Here is an 18,905-nt window from a genome sequence, read left to right on the forward strand (position 1 = left end):
TTTGACAAGACGATAGATAGCGGCGGAATATGCGTCAATATCATGAACCTGATTCTGGAAATGCACGTTATGCATAACGAGAAACTGGACCTCAACCTGCTCGCGGTCTTCGACAGCCTGATGCGCGAACGCAGCGTGACTCGCGCCGGCGAACAGCTGGGCCTGTCGCAAAGCGCCATGAGCCATGCCGTGAACCGCTTGCGCGCGTTCTTCGACGATCCGCTGTTCGTGAAGACCGGCCAGGGCATGCTGCCCACGCCGAAATCAGAGAGCCTGGCGCCGACCATCCTGGCGCTGATGGCGACCATACGCGGACAGGTACTGTCGCAGGCGCAGTTCGATCCGGCCTCGGCCATGCGCGTCTTCACCCTGTGCATGACGGACATGGGCGAGCTGGTGTTCCTGCCGCCGCTGATCAAGCGCCTGCGCGAACTGGCGCCGCACTGCACCCTGCGCACGCGCCAGGTGCCGCTGCAGCAGGTCGAGCCGCTGCTGGCCTCGGGCGAGGTGGACCTGGTGCTGGGATCGCTGCGCGCGGCGCCGCAGGGCCTGTTTCAGCAGCAGCTGTTCATGCATCGCTTCGTGACGCTGGTCAGCGTGAAGAACAAGGAGGTGGGCGACGAGCTGACGCTGGAACAGTTCCAGCGCATGCCGCAGATCGTGGTGACGTTGGCGGGGCGTTCGTCCGAAGCCTATGACAGCGCGCTGGAGGAGCAGGGCGTCAAGCGCAACATCTTCCTGTCCACGCCGCACTTCCTGGTGGTGCCGCTGTTGCTGGACCAGCACCCGGACCTGATCGCCACGGTGCCGCAGGAGCTGGGCAATGTGTTCGGCGGCTATGGTGTGGTCAAGGTGCTGGAGCCGCCATTGTCGCTGCCGTCCTTCGCGCTGCGGCAGCATTGGCATCCGCGTTTTCACCAGGACCCGGCCATCATCTGGCTGCGGGAGCTGGTGAAGGATACGTTCGATGGGTATCCGTGGGACGGAGCGAGGCCGAAGCGGCGGCGGGTTGACTAGAGGTCCGCGTAGCGCGGCAGCAGATCCTGGTCCACCAGACGCATTTCGATGCGGTTCGCCAATTCGACGTGGCTGGCGTTGTCCAGCGAAAACACTTCGTTCGCGACGCTGACGATGATGGTGCCGGTCTGTTTTTTTCCGGCAGCAGGAACGGGAATCAGAGCCTGGGCTTCCGGGACTTGCTCGGCGGTGATCACTTGCGGAAGGTATAGCATCCAGCCGACGCCGGGTTTGTCGTCGAAAACCTGCTTCTCGTAGTAATAGCGTGGAGAGACAGTTACATACTGCGTGACAAAGAGCTCGGCGATCGCGGCGACGATATCTTTTACCGAGGCGGCGCCGCCAAAGCGGTCGTCGCGCCGCTTATGGTAAGAGATGGTCAGAGTGCACGGACCGCCTTTATTGTTGCCTTGCAACTCAAGAACTACGCCATCGCGTTGTTCTTCAGCGCCATTCCAAATAGAGATGGCAGTAAATGACCTGTCAAGCCGATATTCGTTGTTCAACACGGCAAGGAACGCATTCGAGGGTTCGTCGCCCTCGAAGGCAGGATACAACCTGGCTTCGTCAATCGACTCACCCTGCGAGAACCATTCCGTCAATCCGTCGGACTTGCCTGCCAGCAACGCTGTGATCGCGCGCAGCCGACGAAGCATTTCCGGAAAATCTCCGGACTGATGTGTTGGGTCTTTAAATTGGCATGTGATAAGCATGTCTTTCTCGTCAGGGAACTACAACGGATTCCGCGCCCAGGCTGTTCAGCAGCTGCCGCAGCAGTGCCTGCGTTCTTGGAGTTTGGAAATACCATCTTAATCTTGCGGGAGGGTTGGTACGAACCGCGCCTGCCTGGCGGCTGGCTTGTAAGCGCATGGTCTTGAAGCCGCCAAACCAACCGGCTTGCTCTCCGTCTTCATCGATGAAACTGCCGTAGTTTCCTTTCCTCTCCTGCAGCAGGCACTCCGTCGACACGAAGGGGGCAAAGAACGCGGCTCGTTGCTCGGAGGTTAGCAACGCAGCTATGTCGTTCGCGAGTCTTGCGTCGTAATAGCGCAGCAATGCAGTGGATCCATTGGGCATGCGTACATTCAATCGCGCCTGCAAGGCTTCGGCCAGATCATCGATGGCGTAGCTGCTGACGATCCAGATACAACCAAGCCCGCTTTCGGCCAGGCGTTGCAGCGCAGCGATATGGGGATTCCCGTCGGCGGAGCAATCCAGCAGCCATGGGCCGGCATGGGCCAGCGCTTCATCAGGCGTGCCGTCGAACAGCGCTACGCAAGATGAGGAGCGGGATAAGGGATGGGTAGCCGAAACCTCATTGTGCAGCAGCGCGTCGACCAGGCCGTAAAGCCGCAAGGGGAAATGCGTTTGCTTCAGACGGGCTGCGAAGTACTCTTTTGCCTGCATATTCACCGATCTACCCTCGCGCCACGGTGGTTGCGGCGTTGCGGGCAGCGGCTTCCAGACACTCCTGGCACAGCGTGTCGCTCTAGGCTGTGGCTATCGGAGCGGGATCGGACAATCCTTGGTCGAAGCCGGATTTAGCATTGTTCGACCAAGGGGGGCGTTGATGGCGATCATGGGTGAGTAGACGCAGACTGCACGGGCCTCAATTGATCTTGATATTCCGTTCCTTGACCAGCGTCTTCCATTGCGCGGTCTCGCGCGCCAGGTGGTCGCGCAATTCATCCGGCGTGCCGCCGATGGGCTCGGCGCCGATCGAATCCAGCGTGGCGCGCACCTTGGCATCATTCAGCGCGGCGCGCATGGCGGCGTTCAGTTTCGTGACCACCTCGGGCGGCGTGCCGGCGGGGGCGAATGCCGCGAACCACGGCATCAGTTCGTAGCCGGGCAATCCGCTTTCCGCCACGGTGGGCACGTCGGGCAGGGCGGCGGAACGCTTGCTGGTGGTCACCGCCAGCGCCCGCAGCTTGCCGGCTTCGATGTGCGGCTTGGCGGAGGTGATGCTGTCGAACATGTAGTCCACTTGGCCGCCCAGCAGATCGGCGACGGCGGGGCCGCTGCCCTTGTAGGGCACGTGCAGCATGTCCACCTGCGCCATGGACAGGAACAACTCGCCCGCCAGGTGGATGGAGGTACCCACGCCGGCCGAGGCGTAGGTGTAGTGGTTGGGCTGCGCCTTGGCCTTGGCGATTACGTCCTGCACGCTGGTGGCGCCGGTGCGCGCGGGATTGGTGACCAGTACATTCGGCACCACGGCCAGCAGCGAGATCGGCGCGAAGTCCTTGATCGGGTCGTAGTTCAGGTCCGTGTACAGCGCCGGATTGACGGCCATGCCATTGGCGACGATCAGGATGGTGTAGCCGTCGGGCTTGGCGCGGGCCACGCTGGCCGCACCGATATTACCGCCGGCGCCCGCGCGGTTTTCCACGATGAAGGTGGTGTTGAGCTGCTTGCCCATGGATTCGCCCAGGGTGCGGGCGATGCTGTCCATCGCGCCGCCCGGCGGGAAGGGCACGATCCACTTGACCGGATGATCCGGATACGTCTGCGCCAGCGCCGCGGACGCGCCGCCCAGCAGCGCGAGGCCCACGCAGGCCTGGGCGAGTCGTTTGAATACAGGGCGCAAGCGCATGATGGTCTCCGTAGTGCTCGAATTATTGTGTCGCCACGCGCCGATGGTCCGCAGACTCGCCGGAGGAAACTCCCGGGATTCATACTTTTACGATCAGGTTCGTGCGATGGCTCAGTATGGCTTGCGTTTTCCATGGGAGTCCAAGACTATATGGGTTCCGATTGATACCTTTTTGGTATGTATGGGGCCATGCAATGCAATTGAGGCAACTGCGCTATTTCCAGGCCGTGGCGGAAGAAGGCAGCTTTACGCGCGCGGCCGCCCGGCTGCACATGGCCCAGCCGCCGCTCAGCCGTCAGATCCGCCTGTTCGAGGAAGAACTGGGCGTGCAGTTGTTCGAACGCACCACGCGGGCGCTGCGCCTCACTGAAGCGGGCCGTTTCCTGCTGGAGCAGTCGCGACTGCTGACGGCGCGCCTGGAAGAAGTGCTGGAAGGCACGCGTCGGCTGGGGCAGACCCAGCGGCGCTGGTTCGGCATAGGCTTCGTGCCGTCCACGCTCTACGGCTTCGTGCCCGAGTTGATCCGGCAACTGCGCAATGCGGACCCGCAGGTCGAAGTGGGCCTCACGGAAATGACCACCTTGCCGCAACTGGAGGCGTTGAAGGCCGGACGCATCGACCTGGGCATAGGCCGTATCCTGTTCGACGATCCGGCCATCGAACGGCGCGTGCTGATGACCGAACCCCTGATGGCGGCAGTGCCGCTGGGCCACCCGCTGGCGCGTCTGCGACGGGTGTCCGTCGAACGTCTGGCGCGCGAACCCTTTGTGCTATACCCGGCGCGCCCGCGGCCGAATTTCTCCGACCATGTGCTGGGGCTGTTTCGTGCGGCGGGGCACGCGCCGCAAGTGGTGCAGGAAGCCAATGAACTGCAGACCGCCATCGGACTGGTGGCGGCGGGGTTGGGGGTGACGGTGGTGCCTGCGTCGGTGCAGCGGTTGCAGCGCCAGGATGTGGCGCATGTGCCGATCGACGCCGATACCTTTGTGTCGCCGGTGATTGTCAGTTATCGCAAGGACGATGCGTCGGCGTTTCTGGCGCGGGCGTTGGGGCTGGCGCAGGCGCTGGCGAATTAGGACCAAGGAGCGACGGCCATGCCGGATCAGGCAGCAAAATCCCTCTCCCTCAGGCAGCTCGAACTGTTGTTGGCGCTGGCTTCGGCCGACAGCATCGCGGGCGCTGGCGCGCGGCTGGGCATGACGCCCTCGGCCACCAGCCATGCCCTGCGCACGCTGGAGGCCACGCTGGGAGCGCCCATGCTGGACCGCAATGCGTCGGGCGTGCAGCTTACCTATGCCGGGCAACAGATCCTGCCGCACGTCAGGGACGTTTTCGCTTCCCTGCAGATCGTGCGGGCGACGGCGAACGCCAGCGCGGGCCTGCGCTCGGGCCTGCTGAATCTCGGTTCCCTGGGCGCGAGTTCCTCCTTGAACATCCTGCCTCAACTGCTGGAGATGTTCAAAGCCCGCTATCCAGGCGTCGACGTGTTCGTCACCGAGAAGCCGGACCCCGAACTGGAGCGCGCGCTGGTCGAGCGCCGCATCGAGATCGGCGTGGTGGCCTTGCCCAAGCCGGATTTCGACACGCTGTCGTTGGTCACCGATGAATTGATGGTGGTGCTTCCCGCCGACCATCCGCTGGCGGCGCTCAAGACGATTGCAGTGAAGGACCTGATCGACTATCCCCTGATCATGACGCGAGCGGGCTCGCAACCGGTCATCACGCGCATGTTCGAGCGCGCCGGCGCCAAGCCGCATATCGCGCACGACCTCTCGCAGATCATGTCGATACTGGAGTTCGTCAGACGCGGGCAGGGTATCTCGGTGCTTGCGTCGCTGGTGCTGCCGCAGGCCTACGACGGGCTGGTCTACAGGAAGATCAGCCCCGCTTCCAAGCGCAGGATGGGCCTGGCATGCCTGAACGAACGCAGGCTTTCGCCGGCCGCGCATGCCTTCTGGACCATGGTCAGGGAGGCTGCGCCCAAGCTGAAGTTCCCGGTCAAGTAAAGCCGTGCGGCCACCTGCCGGGACGCGCGGCAAGTTCCCTTCATATTGAAAAAAAACTCAATTGAAGGTGAAGATTGCGAATTCTAGACTGCATCGATCGACTCTGATGGAGAAGGCGTATGCAGTCAGTGGAAGCTTCCGCGCTCAGCGGCGTGCGTGTCCTGGACCTCTCGCGCATCCTGGCGGGACCGAGCGCGACGCAGCTATTGGGCGACCTGGGCGCGGACGTGGTCAAGGTGGAAAAGCCGGACGAGGGCGATGACACCCGTAAATGGGGGCCGCCTTACATCAACGACCAGGACGGCCGCGCGACCACGGAAAGCGCCTACTACCTGAGCGCCAACCGCAACAAGCGATCCATCGCGCTCGACATCGCCACCGTAGCGGGTCGCGAAACGCTGCATCAGCTTTTGGCCCATGCCGACGTGCTGGTCGAGAACTACAAAGTGGGCGGCCTGGCCAAGTATGGGCTGGACTATGCGCAGCTCAAGAACAGCTATCCGCGCCTGGTCTATTGCTCCATCACGGGCTTCGGCCAGACGGGTCCCTACGCGAAGCGCGCCGGCTACGACTTCCTGATCCAGGGCATGGGCGGGATCATGAGCCTTACCGGCGAGCCGCAGGGCGCGCCCATGAAGGTGGGCGTGGGCATCGCGGATGTCATGACCGGCATGTATGCCGCCGTCGGCATCCTGGCGGCGCTGCGCCATCGGGACGTGACCGGCTTGGGGCAGCACATCGACATCTCGCTGCTGGACAGCCAGATCGCCTGGCTGGTGAACGCGGGGACCAACTATCTTGCGGCGCAAGAGCCGCCCGCGCGGCTGGGCAACGGCCATCCGAACATCGTGCCTTACCAGGTGTTCGACGCCGCGGACGGCCCCATGATTCTTGCCGTGGGCAACGATGCGCAGTTCCGGCGTTTCTGCGAGGTGGCCGGCGTGGCCGGCCTGGCTGACGACGCGCGCTACGCGTCCAATGCCGCCCGCGTCGCCCATCGCGCGGAACTGTGCGAGCGGGTACAGGAAGCGCTGGCCCTGCGCCCTAGAAAAACCTGGCTGGAACAGCTGGAAGCCGTGGGCGTGCCTTGCGGCCCGGTCAACGATTTGCGCGATGTGTTCAATGATCCGCACGTCCAGGCCCGCGGCGCGCATCTGCGCATGCCTTGCGCATGGGCGCAAGGCGGCGAGCTGAACCTGTTGGCGAATCCTTTGAAGCTGTCCGCCACGCCGGTCTCCTACCGCAGGCCGCCACCCCGCCTGGACGAGCACGCGCAGCAGATCCTGGCCGATTGGACGACAGCGGGAGGCGGCCGCCAGGAGTAGGGCGTTTCCAAGGCATGCGCCCAGGACTCTGGCGGCACAAACCTTAGACCACATCGCCCCGGACGAGGGCGGATACACGAGGAGAGAGGCATGGATAGGAGACAGTTGTTGGCGCTTGCTGCATTGACGCCATTGAGCCGGGCATTTGCGCAAGGCAAGTACCCCACGCAGAGCATCAGGTTGATTGCGCCCTACGCGCCGGGCGGCACCGTGGACATCCTGTCGCGGCAACTGGCTGAGCCGATGCGTGCGAGCCTGGCCCAGTCGGTCATTGTGGAGAACCGTGGCGGCGCCGGCGGTACGCTGGGGGCGGACGCTGTGGCCAAGGCCCGTCCCGACGGCTACGCGATCCTGTTCGGCGCGGTGCATCATGCAATCGCCCAATCCGTGTATCCGAAGCTGGGATACGACATCCGCGAGATGACGGCGGTGGGTTTTCTGGGACGCGTCAACCATGCGCTGATCGTCAACAAGGATCTGCCCGCGCAGAACGTGCAGGAGCTGGTGGCGCTGCTGAAGGCCAATCCGGACAAGTACAGCTATGCCACGCCGGGCGCTGGCACCATGCAGCATCTGATGGCCGAGTACTTCAAGAACGTCACCGGTACCCAGATGATGCATGTGCCTTACCGCGGTTCCGCGCCGGCGATCGTGGACATCATTGCGGGGAACGTGCACATGATGTTCGAAACCATGCCGTCGGCCATTCAGCACATCCGGGCCGGCAGCGTGCGGGCCATCGCGGTGACTTCCAAGGTGCGCTCGCCCAGCCTGCCCGACGTGCCCACGGCGGCGGAGAGTGGCGCGGCCAATTACGACGCGACCAGCTGGTATGGCATCTATGCGCCGCCATCCACGTCCGCGGACGTGGTGCGAGTGCTCAACGCGGCGGTCAACGACGCGTTTGCCGATCCAGTATTCGTGCAGCGCTGGATCGCGCTGGGCGCCGATGCGGGCGGAGGCACGCCCCAAGAACTGGCGGCGCTGACGCGCAGCGAGGTCGAACGCTGGGCCGAGGTGGCGCGGCGCGCGGATATCAAGGTGGGTTGATGCCGGCGGGCCTAGTGGCCTGGCCGGAGTTTTGCACGTAGCAAGGATGAACCATGACTGAACTTTCCCAAGACCAATTGGCGCTGCAACAGCGCGCGCGCGAACTGGCGCAGACCGTATTCAAACCGACGGCCGCGGCCACCGACCAATCCGAACAGTATCCCTGGGACAATGTGGCCCTGCTGCGCGAAGGCGGCTTCATGGGCATGACGATTCCAAGGGAGTACGGCGGACAGGGGCTGAGCTATCTCGATACTGTCCTGGTCGTGGAGGAAATGGCCCGCGCCTGCGCCACCATGGGACGTATCACGGTGGAAGCCAATATGGGCGCAATCGGCGCCATCATGCAGTACGGCAGCCATGAGCAGAAGACACTGGCCGCCGGTTGCGTTCTGGGGGGCGACAAGCCCGCCATCTGCATCTCGGAACCCCAGGCCGGCAGCGCAGCCAGTGAAATGGGCACCCGGGCAGTCCGCAAGGGCGACGACTATCTCATCAACGGCGAGAAGTACTGGATCACCGGAGGCGGGGTGTCGCGCCTGCACTTGATCTTTGCGCGGGTCATCGACGACGGCGAGGATCTGGGCATAGGCGCGTTCATCCACGTGCGCGAACCGGACGGCGCGGATGATGGGCTGGAGATCGCCAAGCGCTCCTACGCTATGGGCGTGCGGGGCATACCCGAGACCTACATCAAGTTCCATGACCTCAAGGTGCACAAGTCCATGCTGGTAGTCCCGCCGGAGGGGCTCAAGCGCGGCTTCGCCGGCCTGATGCAGGCCTACAACGCCCAGCGCGTGGGGGCGGGCACCGTGGCGCTGGGCATCGCGCAGGGCGCCTTCGAGGAAGCCGTGGACTACGTCAAGCAACGCCAGCAGTTCGGCCGGCCGATAGCGGAGTTCCAGGGCTTGCAGTGGATGGTTGCCGACATGGCCATCCAGCTGAATGCGGCGCGGCACATGCTGCACGCGGCCGCGCGCAGCGGCACCCCGCGGACCTTCGGCTTTCCAGACCTGTCGTTGGCCGCGCAGGCCAAGATCTTTGCCGCCGAAACGGCGCAGCGCGTGACCAACGACGCCTTGCAGCTGCATGGCTCGTCCGGTTACGGGCGCGACATGCCGATGGAACGCCACGTGCGCGATGCGCGCATGTTCACGATCGCGGGCGGCACGGCGCAGATCCTGCGTACCCAGGTCGCTTCCGCGGTGCTTGGGATGAAGCTGCCGCAAACGCGGGACGGGTATCTGCGCAGGCGGTGATGCTTGACGATGAATTCCGCCTCGCGTAGTATCTTTTTAACCGATCGGTATAAAAGGAGCTTTCGCAATGGAATTCCAAGGCAAGGTCGCGCTGGTCACTGGAGGAACGCGGGGCATCGGCGCCGCCATCGTTCGTAGGTTTGCAGAACGGGGCGCCGATGTCGCCTTCACCTACGCCCGGTCGGATCAGACGGCGCAAGACTACGCCCGTGAACTTGGCAAAACCGGCGTCAAGGTCCTCGCGATCAAAGCGGACAGCCGCGATCCGGCCGCCGTCCGGGCGGCGGTAGAACAGACTGCCGGCGAATTGGGCAGGCTGGACATACTGGTCAATAGCGCCGGCGTGTTCCCTTACGGGCCGGTCGAGGACGCCACGCTCGAAGAACTCGACGACACCCTGGCGATCCACGCCAAGGCGGTGTTCGTGGCCTCGCAAGCCGCGCTGGCTTACATGGGGGCCGGCGGCCGCATCATTTCCATCGGCTCCTGCTTCGCCCAACGCGTGCCGTATGGAGGCGTGACGCTCTATGCGATGAGCAAGTCCGCGCTCATCGGATTCACCAAGGGCCTCGCGCGCGAGGTCGGCCACCGGGGCATTACGGTCAACATTGTCGATCCCGGGTCGACCGACACGGATATGAATCCCGCCGATGGCCCGACGGTAGCCGCCGAGCTGGAGCTCATGGCGGTCAAGCGCTATGCCGAGCCCGGGGAAATTGCGGCGGCCGTGGCTTATCTCGCAGGGGCCGAGAGCCAATTCATCACCGGCGCATCGCTCGCGATCGATGGCGGCTTTACCGCCTAGGATTTCCGCATGGGCGGAGCCGTTGGTGGCATGATCCAATCGCAGTCAAACAGGAATGGGGGTTCAAATGGCCTGGGGACTCCTGGTTCTGGCCGGCATGCTCGAAATCGTCTGGGCCTTGGCGCTGAAGCAGGCAGACGGCTTGACGAGATTCTGGCCGAGCTTGATCGGCATCAGCGTCGCCATGCTGAGCCTGTTGCTGCTCGCCTTGGCCCTGAAGCATCTGCCTGTGGGCACTGCTTACGCAATCTGGGTGGGTATCGGCGCTTTCGGCGTGGCGGTTTTCGGAACATTGGTGCTCGGCGAGCAGATGTCATCGGCCAAACTGTTGTTCCTGGGGCTGATCGGCGTTGGTGTGGCGGGCCTGCGGATAATCGAATCGTGAATTCTGACAAGCAAGCAAAATCGGCCCCCGCGCCGAAAATCGGGCGTCCCAAGGAGTTCGACAAGGACCAGGCCTTGCTGGCGGCCATGCAAACCTTCTGGACGCAAGGCTATGAAGGCACCTCCATCCAGGATCTCGTCAGCGCCACCGGCGTCAACAAGCCCAGCCTTTATGCGACCTTCGGTTGCAAGGAAGAGATCTTCCGGCAAGCAGTCGAACTCTACGACCGTGTCGAGGGGCGGGCGACGTCGCAGAGCCTCAACGTGGCCCGCACGGCGCGCGAGGCCGTCGAAACCATGCTGCGATCGAACGCGCGCGCCTATGCCGTGGCCGAGGGGCCGCGGGGTTGCATGGTCGTGTTGTCATCGTTGCTGGGCGCGCCCGAAAACGAAAGCGTGCGCGCGTTTCTTGCCGCAAACCGGAAGGATGGCGAATCGATGCTGAGGGACCGTCTGGCCCGAGGCATGGCCGAGGGCGACCTTGCGCCGTCCGCCGATGTCCGTCAGCTTGCCGCGTTCTACACGACCGTGCTGGAAGGCCTCTCGATCCAGGCCCGCGACGGCGCCGGCGTGAAGAAGCTCAATATGATCATCGATGCCGCGATGCTTGCGTGGCCGGCCGGTTGACGCACGCCGGCGCAGCCACGCGGGATTGATGCCGGCGCTGCCCAGCCTAGGGCTGGACCACCATCCAGGCGACTATCCGGCGCACGACCGGCAGCAGCAGCAAGAGGCTGGGAAAGGCCACGATCCAGGAGGCGCCCCAGGCGCTGGGCCAGTTGATGGCAAAGTCGGAGCCCACGCCCACGCTCGTGGCAGTCGCCACTGCGGAAACGATGGCCGACATGAAAACCGAAAGAACCAGCGGCATCAGGAAGGGTGCGTAGCGCAATGGGAGTTTCTTCAGGGGGGATCTAGTCGGGTTCTTGGGCATTTCAATACTCCCCGCCATTCCGAGCTGAGTTTTTCTCGGCGATCAGGTCTTTGATGTACGCGCGCAGCGAGCGCGGCTCGCGTTCGAGCGCAGCCCTTAGCGCCAGACTATTTCCCCCAAGCCCATAGGCGCGATAGTGATCGAAAACCTTCGACAGCAAAGGCAACTGCTGGTCGCCATAAGGCAGGCGGGCGTTTTCCGCCCATGCGCTGAAGCCGGGATCCAGCGCAGCGACCGGAGATCCCAGTTCCTCGGTCAAGGCCGCGACAATGTCCGTGCGGCTGTACATGCCGGCGCACAGCTCCAAGGTCGCGTAGGCCAGCCTGTCCCCGGTCAGGGCGATGGCGGCAGTCTCGGCCACATCGCGATAGTCCACGCGAGCGATTCTTGTGTCCCGGGGAAAGGGCTCGGCGTAGCTGGAATGGTCGCGGATCGATGGCCAGGCCAAACCGATGTTCTGCATGAAGTTGGCGGGATGCAGGATCGTATATTCCAGCCGTGAGGAATAGAGGGCATCCTCCACCGGAATCTTGCTGGCGTGATTGGCCAGGCGCATGTTCGTCGGCTGGATGACCGATGAAAAGACGAACTTCCTCACGCCGCTGCGCTCGGCCGCCTTGACCAAGGCGACCCCCATCGGCGCTTCGTCCGCGGTGAACGCCGGGCCGATATGAAACACGCCGTCCACGCCTTGCGTGGCGGCCGCGAGACTGTCGACGTCGCGGAGGTCGCCGATGGCGGTCCCTGTCGCGCCCAGCGAGCGGGCCCTCGCGGCGCGTGCCTCGTCCCGTACGAGCGCCCGGACCGTGACCTTGCGCCGCTGCAATTCAGGAACCACCAGGCTTGCGAATTTGCCGGTGGCCCCGACGACCAAAACGATAGGTTGAGTGCCGTTCACAGGGTTTCTCCTTCGTATGCGTGTGAGTACGAAGGCAGTGTATTTTCTACTGATTAGTGGAACAATATTTGTAGAAAGTGAATTTGAATCACGATAATCGAGATAAATAATGAGCCGCATCGAAGACCTGGAAGCGTTCATCCATATCGCTGAAACCGGAAGCCTGACCAAGGCCGCGCGAAACCTTGGCCGCTCGCTACAGGCCGTCAGCCGTTCTCTCGCAGCGCTGGAAGAGGATGTGGGCGTTCAACTGGTCCATCGCACCACGCGGCATTCCTCGCTCAGCGAGGCGGGCGAGGCCTTCTTCCGGCGGGTCAAGCCGGCAATGGAAGAGATAGGCGAGGCCCGGCTGGAAGTCGCCGACCGTCGAGCCGCGCCCTCGGGCCTGTTGCGTGTCGGCGCCCCGGTACTTTTCGGCCCGGACTTCCTGGTTCCGGTCATCGCGGAATACATGCGCGAGTACCCGCAGATCGAGGTCGATCTGCAGCTGACGGACGCCTTTGTCGATCTTGCCGCCGCAGGCCTTGATCTGGTCGTGCGCATCGCCGATCTGCCGGACTCCGGCTTGCAAGGGCGGCGATTGGGAGCCTTGCGCAGAGTCGTGTTCGGAGCGCCTTCCTATTTCGAACATCATGGCCGCCCCGCGCATCCTTCGGAACTGCGCCAGCATGCCTGTATCGTCAGGACCGTCGATCAACAGTCGGGGCAATGGGCGTTTCAGATAGACGGCAAACGGCGCAACGTCGGGGTCCGGGGCCCGTTCCGGACCAATACGATGGCGGCGATCTATTCCGCCGTCAGCGCCGGGCTCGGTATCGGCTATTCGCCGCTGTGGCAGATCAGGCACCTGCTGGATACGGGACAGGTGGAAGTCATATTGGAAAATTTCGAGTCCAAGCCGGTGCCGATACACGCGCTGTGGCAGGAGAACAGGCTTCCGCCCGCCAAGGTGCGCGCTTTTGTGGATTATCTGGCGGCTGGGCTGAAGCTCGATCGGTTCTAGCTGGCACGGTAGACTAAGAATCCTCCTATCCCGATGCCCGGCGACCATGTCTCTCCAAACGCACGTCCGTATAGCCCAGAGGGGAGACATCGATTCGATGGTTGAACTGGATCCGATCGCCAGGCAAGAACCGGGCAGGAGGACATTTATTGCCCATGCGGTGGCTGCCGGCCAATGCTGGGCCGCGACGGAAGCAGACGATGCTTCGGCGCTGATCGGCTACGGGGTGCTTGACCACTCGTTCTTCGAACACGATTTCATTCCGCTGGTCGTCGTTAGAGATTCGGCACGGCGCCGTGGCGTCGCTACGGCAATCCTGCGGACGCTGGAGTTGCAATGCCAGGGAGGAAAACTGTTCACGTCGACCAATACTTCAAACATCGCGATGCGCCAATTGCTTGGCCAGCTGGGCTTTATCAGTAGCGGCCAAATCGAAAATCTGGATGACGGCGACCCTGAACTCGTGTTCGTGAAGTTCCGATCATCCCTTTGAGGACCGCCATCTGTCTGGCGTTGGCCAATATCCAACCGAATCTCACTCTGCCCAGGAGGATCATCATGCCGGTATTTCAGATCAAGCACTTGGATCACGTCGTCCTTAGAGTGCAAGACATGGCGCGTAGCCTGGAGTTTTATACCAAGGTGCTAGGCTGTTCCATCAAGAAGAAAAACGATGAGTACGCCATGATCCATCTGGGCGCAGGCGGCTCCATGATCGATCTGGTCGACGTGCAAGGACCATTGGGGGCGGCAGGCGGCGGAGCCCCAGGGAAAGACCGGCACAATCTCGACCACTTTTGCCTGCGGGTCGATCCGTTCGATGAAACGGCCATCCTCGAGCATCTGCGAACTTTCGGCGTAACGGCGGACAAGGCCGTGATGCGATATGGCGCGGAAGGCGAAGGGCCTTCGATCTATTGCTTCGATCCCGACGGCAATCAGATCGAACTGAAGGGGCCTGCGATCTAGGGCAGGCTTATCCGACGTGGATTCAGGCCAGATCTGTGTAATTGCTCAGCGCACCGGCAACAGATACTTCAGGGCCTGCGTGAAGCCGCGCGGCGCCACGGTGAGATGGTCCTCGTCGTTCAGGACTACGGACTTCAGTTTCAAGCCCGGATATTTCCGGCCTTGCAGCGCCGTCTCCAGAGCTCGGTTGTCGGCGACCATGTCCACCGTCTGGTTGTAGCGCCGGTCACCTTTGCGCAGGGCCTCATAGGCGCCGACGTAAAGATGTTCGCCGCCAGATCCTGATGCTGCTGCGCATAGCGCGCTTCGAGCTTCAATGCATATCGCTTGTCATACCAGAGAGAAGGACTGCCCAGGATATAGCCGTTGAACATGCCGGGTTCGGTGAAAAGGATCTGCGTCCCTAGCAGGGCGCCGTAGGAGTGACCGAGAAAGAGGGCTCTCGCCGCGTCGGCCCGATAGCGGGCGGCGACGAAAGGCTTTACCTGATCGCGCAGGTACTGTTGATAGGCACGCGCCTGGCCATGGATCGCGTTGGGTGGCGCGGTGCTTGGGCCGTTCGGGGTCGGCGTGTAGTCGCGCTGACGGCTGACTCCGCCGTCCTCGCCCTTGCCATAGGACAGGCCGACAAGAATGAATTCCTCGATTTGCGGCCCTTCAACGTTCAGGCGGCGTCCTAACTGCCGGATGACGGGGAAAGCATAGTCGGCGTCGGTCACATAAAGCACGGGGTAGCGCCGCTGCGGCTGCTTCGCATAGGAAGGCGGCAAGGCGACGAAGACCTGGTAGCCGCGGCCCGACATGGGGTCGGGCACGTCCCATACTTCGCTATCGGCGATTTCGTAGGGGCGTCCCTCGCCAGGCTGTATCTTTGGAGCCGATTGGGTTTGGGCCCGCGTCGGACTGCCTGGCACGCCGAAGCTGGCGAGGAGGGCAATCAGCAGGGCATTAAGAAGGCGTCGTTGCATGTGAGGGGGGATGTCGGTCTACAATTTTGGCTGTGTCAGGCAGGCGGAATTTTAGACTGGCATCCATTATCCGAACTTGGGAAGTCATAAATTATTCAGTGCCGCAAGGAGCAAGATCATGTCCACAAGCCTGCGCGCAATCCGTTCAGATATTACGAAGCTCCAGGTGGATGCCATCGTCAATGCTGCAAATTCCTCATTGCTTGGCGGTGGAGGCGTCGATGGCGCCATCCATCGCGCGGCTGGCCCGGATCTGCTGCAGGAATGTAGTTTGCTGGGCGGCTGCAAGACCGGGGATGCCAAGGTGACCCAAGCCTATCGCCTGGCCGCTCGGTACATCATCCATACGGTGGGCCCGGTATGGCGGGGTGGAGATAGCGGGGAACCGGCGCTGCTGGCCAGCTGCTATCGCCGGTGCATCGAGCTTGCCGAGGAAAGGGCGGTCACATCGATTGCGTTTCCCAGCATCAGCACGGGGGTATATGGGTATCCCATTGAATTGGCAGCGGAGGTGGCAGTCAGGACTGTGCGCGAAAGCCTCGCTGGGGACTCCTCTATCCAGGAGGTGATCTTCTGCTGCTTTTCACCAGAAGACCTTCTTCAATACGAGCGCATCTTGAATCGGCCGATCTTTTAGTCAGCCGATTCCATCCGACGCCTTCCCTACAGGCTGGCTTCACCACGTGTACTTCACGCCGATCCGCCCCACATACTGGTGATAGTCTTGCGCGCCCCAGCTGCCGGAAGCATTGACCCATCCCGTCCAGCCCTTGGTGAAGTTGGCGTGCACCCCCAGCTTCAATTCATATCGGTCCTTGGGATACAGGTCTCCGATGGGTAATTGATTGAAAGACACAGAACTGTCGACGTTGCTGTGCCACCAGTTCACGGTTGCGAAAGGTTGGGCCTGGCGGTTGTTGCCAAGGTCAAATGTGGTGAAGGTGCGCACACCAAGGCGGGTAATGGTCCCGTTCGAATCGGCGCGGTCTACCCGGGTGCCGTTCTGCTCGGTGATGCTGTCGGTGTTGCTGTCGACATAGATGATTTGAGCCTGCGGCTCCAGCGTCCAGTTTTCCCGCAACTTGAATGCGTAGCCGGCTTCCGCAGATATCGCCCAAGCCTGCGAGTCGTAGTCCACGCGCGGCAGTTCGGCGCCTTGCACTCGGTTGTTGAACCAGCCGTACTGGAACCAGGTGTCCACGTAGGCGCCGAGTTTGGTCTCGTCGTTTTGAAACCATGTGCCATAGACGCCTGCGCTGTAGCCGTTGACGCGGCCTTTTGCCTTGTATGGATTGCCGTCGGCGCGGGCAGTGCTGTCAGCCGTCCCGTATCCGAGCATGGCACCGAGGTGCAATCGATCTGTCTCGGAAAAGAGCTTCCATTGCGCAAGATCGCCGCCGCCCTGCAACAGGAACAGGTCGGTGCTCACGTCAAAGTTGCCGTCGCGGCTGTGGCTGCCTTCCCATTTTCCTGAGGTGCGCAGCCAGAGCGAATTACGCTTGCTGCCGTCGGCCGCGAACGGTTGCGATTCGATGAATTGAGGTTCACCCAAACGGTCGTGCATGCTCTGCACGAACATCTGCCCCACCAGGCGTTGGTTGGCCAGGTAAGCCGCGACTTCGGGCCGATACAAGGGCTCGGGCTCGGGCTCCGGGTCCGGCGGCGGAGGAGGCGGCGGTGGCGGTGGAGGAGGCGGAGGTGGGGGTGGAGGTGGAGGAGGGGGCGGCGGCGGAGGCGCTTCCTTTTCAGACCGCAAGTACCAGTTCTGATCGGTCGGTGCTGCCGCGGTTCCCTGATAGAGCCGATACTCGTAGGGGCCAGCCACCGCGCGACCGGACAGCGCGAACGCACCCGCCCCGGATACGCCGCCATTGGCCACCTCGACGACCTGAATCCCGCTTGCCGTCGTCAACGCGCCGGGGCCGCCAGTGTTCTTTATGCGCAGTTGCGATGTGCCCGTGGCGCTCCCGCCATTGACGATGAGCTTGTCCGACGGAGAACTGTCATCTCCCAAGTAGGTATTGAGCGCGATGGTGCCGTTCCCGCCGTAGTTGCGCGTCGTGATGGTCTTGTAGCTGCCGGCTTGCGGGGGCGTGAAGTCGATGAGGCTGTTGGTATTGACCAGGTTCGTGAGGTTGGAGTTTCCCGTCACCTGCCAGGTGCTGTCATTGCTCATGGAAAGATTGGTCGTGCTGCCAGGCTGCGTCAGCACGCGGCCCTGGATCAAGGTGCCGCTGGCGCCGATATCCGCGGTCGCGACGGCAGTGGCGCCGACGTTGATGGCGGCATTGCCGCCGGTGACGGAGGAGCCGCTCAAAGACACGCTGGCGGGACCCTCCGACAGATGTATGCCGTCGGCTTGGGCTGAGGCAATCTTGGAATCCACAAGGGTGTACGTCTTCGCCGCGGCGCCCGCCGCCCCGGTCAGATACAAGCCCTGGGCATTTGCGCCTGAGGTTTGCAGCGTCGCGCCGGTGGCGCTGAAGCGCGTGGCGTTGACCGACACGCGGACGGCATCGGCGTCCGCGCCCTGGGTGTCGACCAGGCTTCCCGTCTCGCCGTCGCGGCCCAGATTGACCGTACCCCAGCCCTCGACGTGGATGCCGTACGCCGCCTGTCCCAGCGTGCTCATCCGGGTGCCGTTGATGTTCGCCACGGCGCCGGACTGGGTACGCACGGCCACTGAACGGTCGCCGAAGGTCAGAATCTGCCCGCCGTCCACGGTCGCGGGCGGCCCGCCGTTAACGAACAGCGCAAACGAGCCGGCGGCCAGCGTGCTCACCTGGGTGTCTTTCAAGGTGGCGCTGCCGCCGTTGACGTACATGCCGTAAGTGCGGTCGGACTGGATGGCCATCCCATCGGCCTGGAATATGCCGTTGGTAAAGACATAGACGCCGATCGCGTTTTGCGCGCGAACAGACGTGCCGGTGCCGGCGAACTTGCCGTAGTCCTGCACCAGAACGCCGTATGCGGTGGTGCCTTCGGTGGTGATCGATCCGTTTGTGGCCGTGAGTTCGCTGCCGTTCTGGAAGACGTGGGCGCCGTACGCGGTCGTGCCCTTGGTCAGGATGGCGGTGTCGTGCAGGGAGGCTTTGGCGCCTTGCCACACCTCGGCGCCTTTGGAGCCGTTCTGCAAGGTGGTCAGCGTCGAATTCCGCAGTACGGTCGTGGCGCTCGCGCCATAGGTGCGCAGGGCATGGGAGTCGGCGAAATCCGTCGTGACGTATACGTTCGAACCATCAAACTGTGCCGGAAGGCCTGTCGACCCGACGTTGTAGATGCCTCGCACGCTGCCGCCGGTGGCATACACATAGACGCCTCCCGGCCTGACTATCATCTGGCCGCCGCTTCTGACATACAAGCCGTCGATGGCATTGCCGTTGACGCTTATGCGGATGGGCGTGCCGTTCCCGAGCGAGGGGTCCAGAATGGCCAATCCACCCTGGACCTGAATACCCGTACCGCCCAAGGGTGGGGGGTAGGGCGGGACAGGCGTGATGACCGTGCCGCCAACAAACGTCTTTTCTTGGCCGGCGACAACCTGAAAGGGGGTGGTGTAGGTGCCTTGGGGGACCTCGTCTGCAATCGCCGCCGAAGCGCCGAGGGACGTGGCAAGCCCGATGGCGACACGAGCCGCGAGCTTCGGCGATTGAAAAACCTGGGGGACATTTTCATGTTCTGCGCATTTCAC

General features: G+C 62.9%; 20 protein-coding genes. 13 read left to right on the forward strand and 7 right to left on the reverse strand.

Annotated elements, in window-relative coordinates; all coding sequences use genetic code 11:
- Positions 1–69: 69 nt before the first annotated feature.
- A complete protein-coding gene (locus AC3WOB_RS11005; protein ID WP_492274992.1) occupies positions 70–1,017 on the forward strand; it encodes a LysR family transcriptional regulator in 948 nt (315 codons plus the stop codon).
- Here the strand turns inward: AC3WOB_RS11005 and AC3WOB_RS11010 are convergent.
- The 3 genes from AC3WOB_RS11010 to AC3WOB_RS11020 all read right to left on the reverse strand — a co-directional run bounded on the left by AC3WOB_RS11010 (position 1,014) and on the right by AC3WOB_RS11020 (position 3,613).
- Positions 1,014–1,730 carry an immunity 52 family protein gene (locus AC3WOB_RS11010; protein WP_041653506.1) on the reverse strand — a complete coding sequence of 239 codons (717 nt, stop codon included), beginning with the start codon at positions 1,728–1,730 and terminating at the stop codon, positions 1,014–1,016. The genes AC3WOB_RS11005 and AC3WOB_RS11010 overlap by 4 nt on opposite strands.
- Before the next feature lie 10 nt (positions 1,731–1,740).
- The gene (locus AC3WOB_RS11015; RefSeq protein WP_492275341.1) at positions 1,741–2,424 is read right to left on the reverse strand and encodes a DUF4123 domain-containing protein; all 684 of its coding nucleotides are present in this window, start codon (positions 2,422–2,424) and stop codon (positions 1,741–1,743) included.
- Between the two features lie 202 nt (positions 2,425–2,626).
- Positions 2,627–3,613 carry a Bug family tripartite tricarboxylate transporter substrate binding protein gene (locus tag AC3WOB_RS11020; RefSeq protein WP_492274993.1) on the reverse strand — a complete coding sequence of 329 codons (987 nt, stop codon included), beginning with the start codon at positions 3,611–3,613 and terminating at the stop codon, positions 2,627–2,629.
- Between the two features lie 194 nt (positions 3,614–3,807).
- Between AC3WOB_RS11020 and AC3WOB_RS11025 the strand changes: the two genes are divergently transcribed.
- From AC3WOB_RS11025 to AC3WOB_RS11060, 8 genes are all read left to right on the forward strand, one after another.
- Positions 3,808–4,689 carry a LysR family transcriptional regulator gene (locus AC3WOB_RS11025; protein WP_492274994.1) on the forward strand — a complete coding sequence of 294 codons (882 nt, stop codon included), beginning with the start codon at positions 3,808–3,810 and terminating at the stop codon, positions 4,687–4,689.
- 18 nt (positions 4,690–4,707) lie between these two features.
- Entirely contained in the window at positions 4,708–5,619 is a 912-nt protein-coding gene (locus tag AC3WOB_RS11030) for a LysR family transcriptional regulator (RefSeq protein ID WP_492274995.1), read from the forward strand.
- Positions 5,620–5,738: 119 nt separating this feature from the next.
- Positions 5,739–6,944, forward strand: coding sequence for a CaiB/BaiF CoA transferase family protein (locus tag AC3WOB_RS11035; protein ID WP_492274996.1), 1,206 nt, complete (start codon positions 5,739–5,741; stop codon positions 6,942–6,944).
- Positions 6,945–7,034: 90 nt separating this feature from the next.
- Positions 7,035–7,994, forward strand: coding sequence for a Bug family tripartite tricarboxylate transporter substrate binding protein (locus AC3WOB_RS11040; protein WP_492274997.1), 960 nt, complete (start codon positions 7,035–7,037; stop codon positions 7,992–7,994).
- 53 nt (positions 7,995–8,047) lie between these two features.
- The gene (gene acdA, locus AC3WOB_RS11045; protein WP_492274998.1) at positions 8,048–9,253 is read left to right on the forward strand and encodes a 3-sulfinopropanoyl-CoA desulfinase; all 1,206 of its coding nucleotides are present in this window, start codon (positions 8,048–8,050) and stop codon (positions 9,251–9,253) included.
- A 67-nt stretch (positions 9,254–9,320) separates the two neighbouring features.
- Complete coding sequence (locus AC3WOB_RS11050; RefSeq protein ID WP_492274999.1) at positions 9,321–10,058, forward strand: SDR family oxidoreductase; 738 nt, start codon at positions 9,321–9,323, stop codon at positions 10,056–10,058.
- A 67-nt stretch (positions 10,059–10,125) separates the two neighbouring features.
- Positions 10,126–10,443 carry a DMT family transporter gene (locus AC3WOB_RS11055; RefSeq protein WP_013393636.1) on the forward strand — a complete coding sequence of 106 codons (318 nt, stop codon included), beginning with the start codon at positions 10,126–10,128 and terminating at the stop codon, positions 10,441–10,443.
- Positions 10,440–11,069 (forward strand): TetR/AcrR family transcriptional regulator, encoded by a 630-nt coding sequence (locus AC3WOB_RS11060; protein WP_492275000.1) that lies wholly within the window; start codon positions 10,440–10,442, stop codon positions 11,067–11,069. The genes AC3WOB_RS11055 and AC3WOB_RS11060 overlap by 4 nt, the downstream gene beginning before the upstream one ends.
- Positions 11,070–11,115: 46 nt before the next feature.
- On the opposite strand, the gene AC3WOB_RS11065 is transcribed toward AC3WOB_RS11060, so the two are convergent.
- Both AC3WOB_RS11065 and AC3WOB_RS11070 read right to left on the reverse strand, forming a co-directional pair.
- Positions 11,116–11,334 carry a DUF2798 domain-containing protein gene (locus tag AC3WOB_RS11065; protein WP_492275001.1) on the reverse strand — a complete coding sequence of 73 codons (219 nt, stop codon included), beginning with the start codon at positions 11,332–11,334 and terminating at the stop codon, positions 11,116–11,118.
- 43 nt (positions 11,335–11,377) lie between these two features.
- Positions 11,378–12,274: an NmrA/HSCARG family protein gene (locus AC3WOB_RS11070; RefSeq protein WP_492275002.1), complete on the reverse strand. Its 897-nt coding sequence runs from the start codon at positions 12,272–12,274 to the stop codon at positions 11,378–11,380.
- 109 nt (positions 12,275–12,383) lie between these two features.
- Here AC3WOB_RS11070 and AC3WOB_RS11075 point away from each other — a divergent pair, with 109 nt between their 5' ends.
- The 3 genes from AC3WOB_RS11075 to AC3WOB_RS11085 all read left to right on the forward strand — a co-directional run bounded on the left by AC3WOB_RS11075 (position 12,384) and on the right by AC3WOB_RS11085 (position 14,246).
- Positions 12,384–13,277: a LysR family transcriptional regulator gene (locus AC3WOB_RS11075; protein ID WP_492275003.1), complete on the forward strand. Its 894-nt coding sequence runs from the start codon at positions 12,384–12,386 to the stop codon at positions 13,275–13,277.
- A gap of 97 nt (positions 13,278–13,374) precedes the next feature.
- Positions 13,375–13,770, forward strand: a complete 396-nt coding sequence (locus AC3WOB_RS11080; protein WP_492275004.1) for a GNAT family N-acetyltransferase — start codon at positions 13,375–13,377, stop codon at positions 13,768–13,770.
- Between the two features lie 65 nt (positions 13,771–13,835).
- Positions 13,836–14,246 carry a VOC family protein gene (locus tag AC3WOB_RS11085; RefSeq protein WP_424243032.1) on the forward strand — a complete coding sequence of 137 codons (411 nt, stop codon included), beginning with the start codon at positions 13,836–13,838 and terminating at the stop codon, positions 14,244–14,246.
- Between the two features lie 140 nt (positions 14,247–14,386).
- Here AC3WOB_RS11085 and AC3WOB_RS11090 read toward each other — a convergent pair whose 3' ends face one another.
- On the reverse strand, positions 14,387–15,214 hold the full coding sequence (locus AC3WOB_RS11090; protein ID WP_492275005.1) for an alpha/beta hydrolase: 828 nt from the start codon (positions 15,212–15,214) through the stop codon (positions 14,387–14,389).
- A gap of 118 nt (positions 15,215–15,332) precedes the next feature.
- Here AC3WOB_RS11090 and AC3WOB_RS11095 point away from each other — a divergent pair, with 118 nt between their 5' ends.
- Positions 15,333–15,851, forward strand: coding sequence for an O-acetyl-ADP-ribose deacetylase (locus tag AC3WOB_RS11095; protein WP_492275006.1), 519 nt, complete (start codon positions 15,333–15,335; stop codon positions 15,849–15,851).
- Between the two features lie 39 nt (positions 15,852–15,890).
- Here the strand turns inward: AC3WOB_RS11095 and AC3WOB_RS11100 are convergent, their stop codons facing one another.
- Entirely contained in the window at positions 15,891–18,905 is a 3,015-nt protein-coding gene (locus tag AC3WOB_RS11100; protein WP_492275007.1) for an autotransporter family protein, read from the reverse strand.

The organism is Achromobacter sp. FW305-C-30-7 (genome assembly GCF_058783105.1).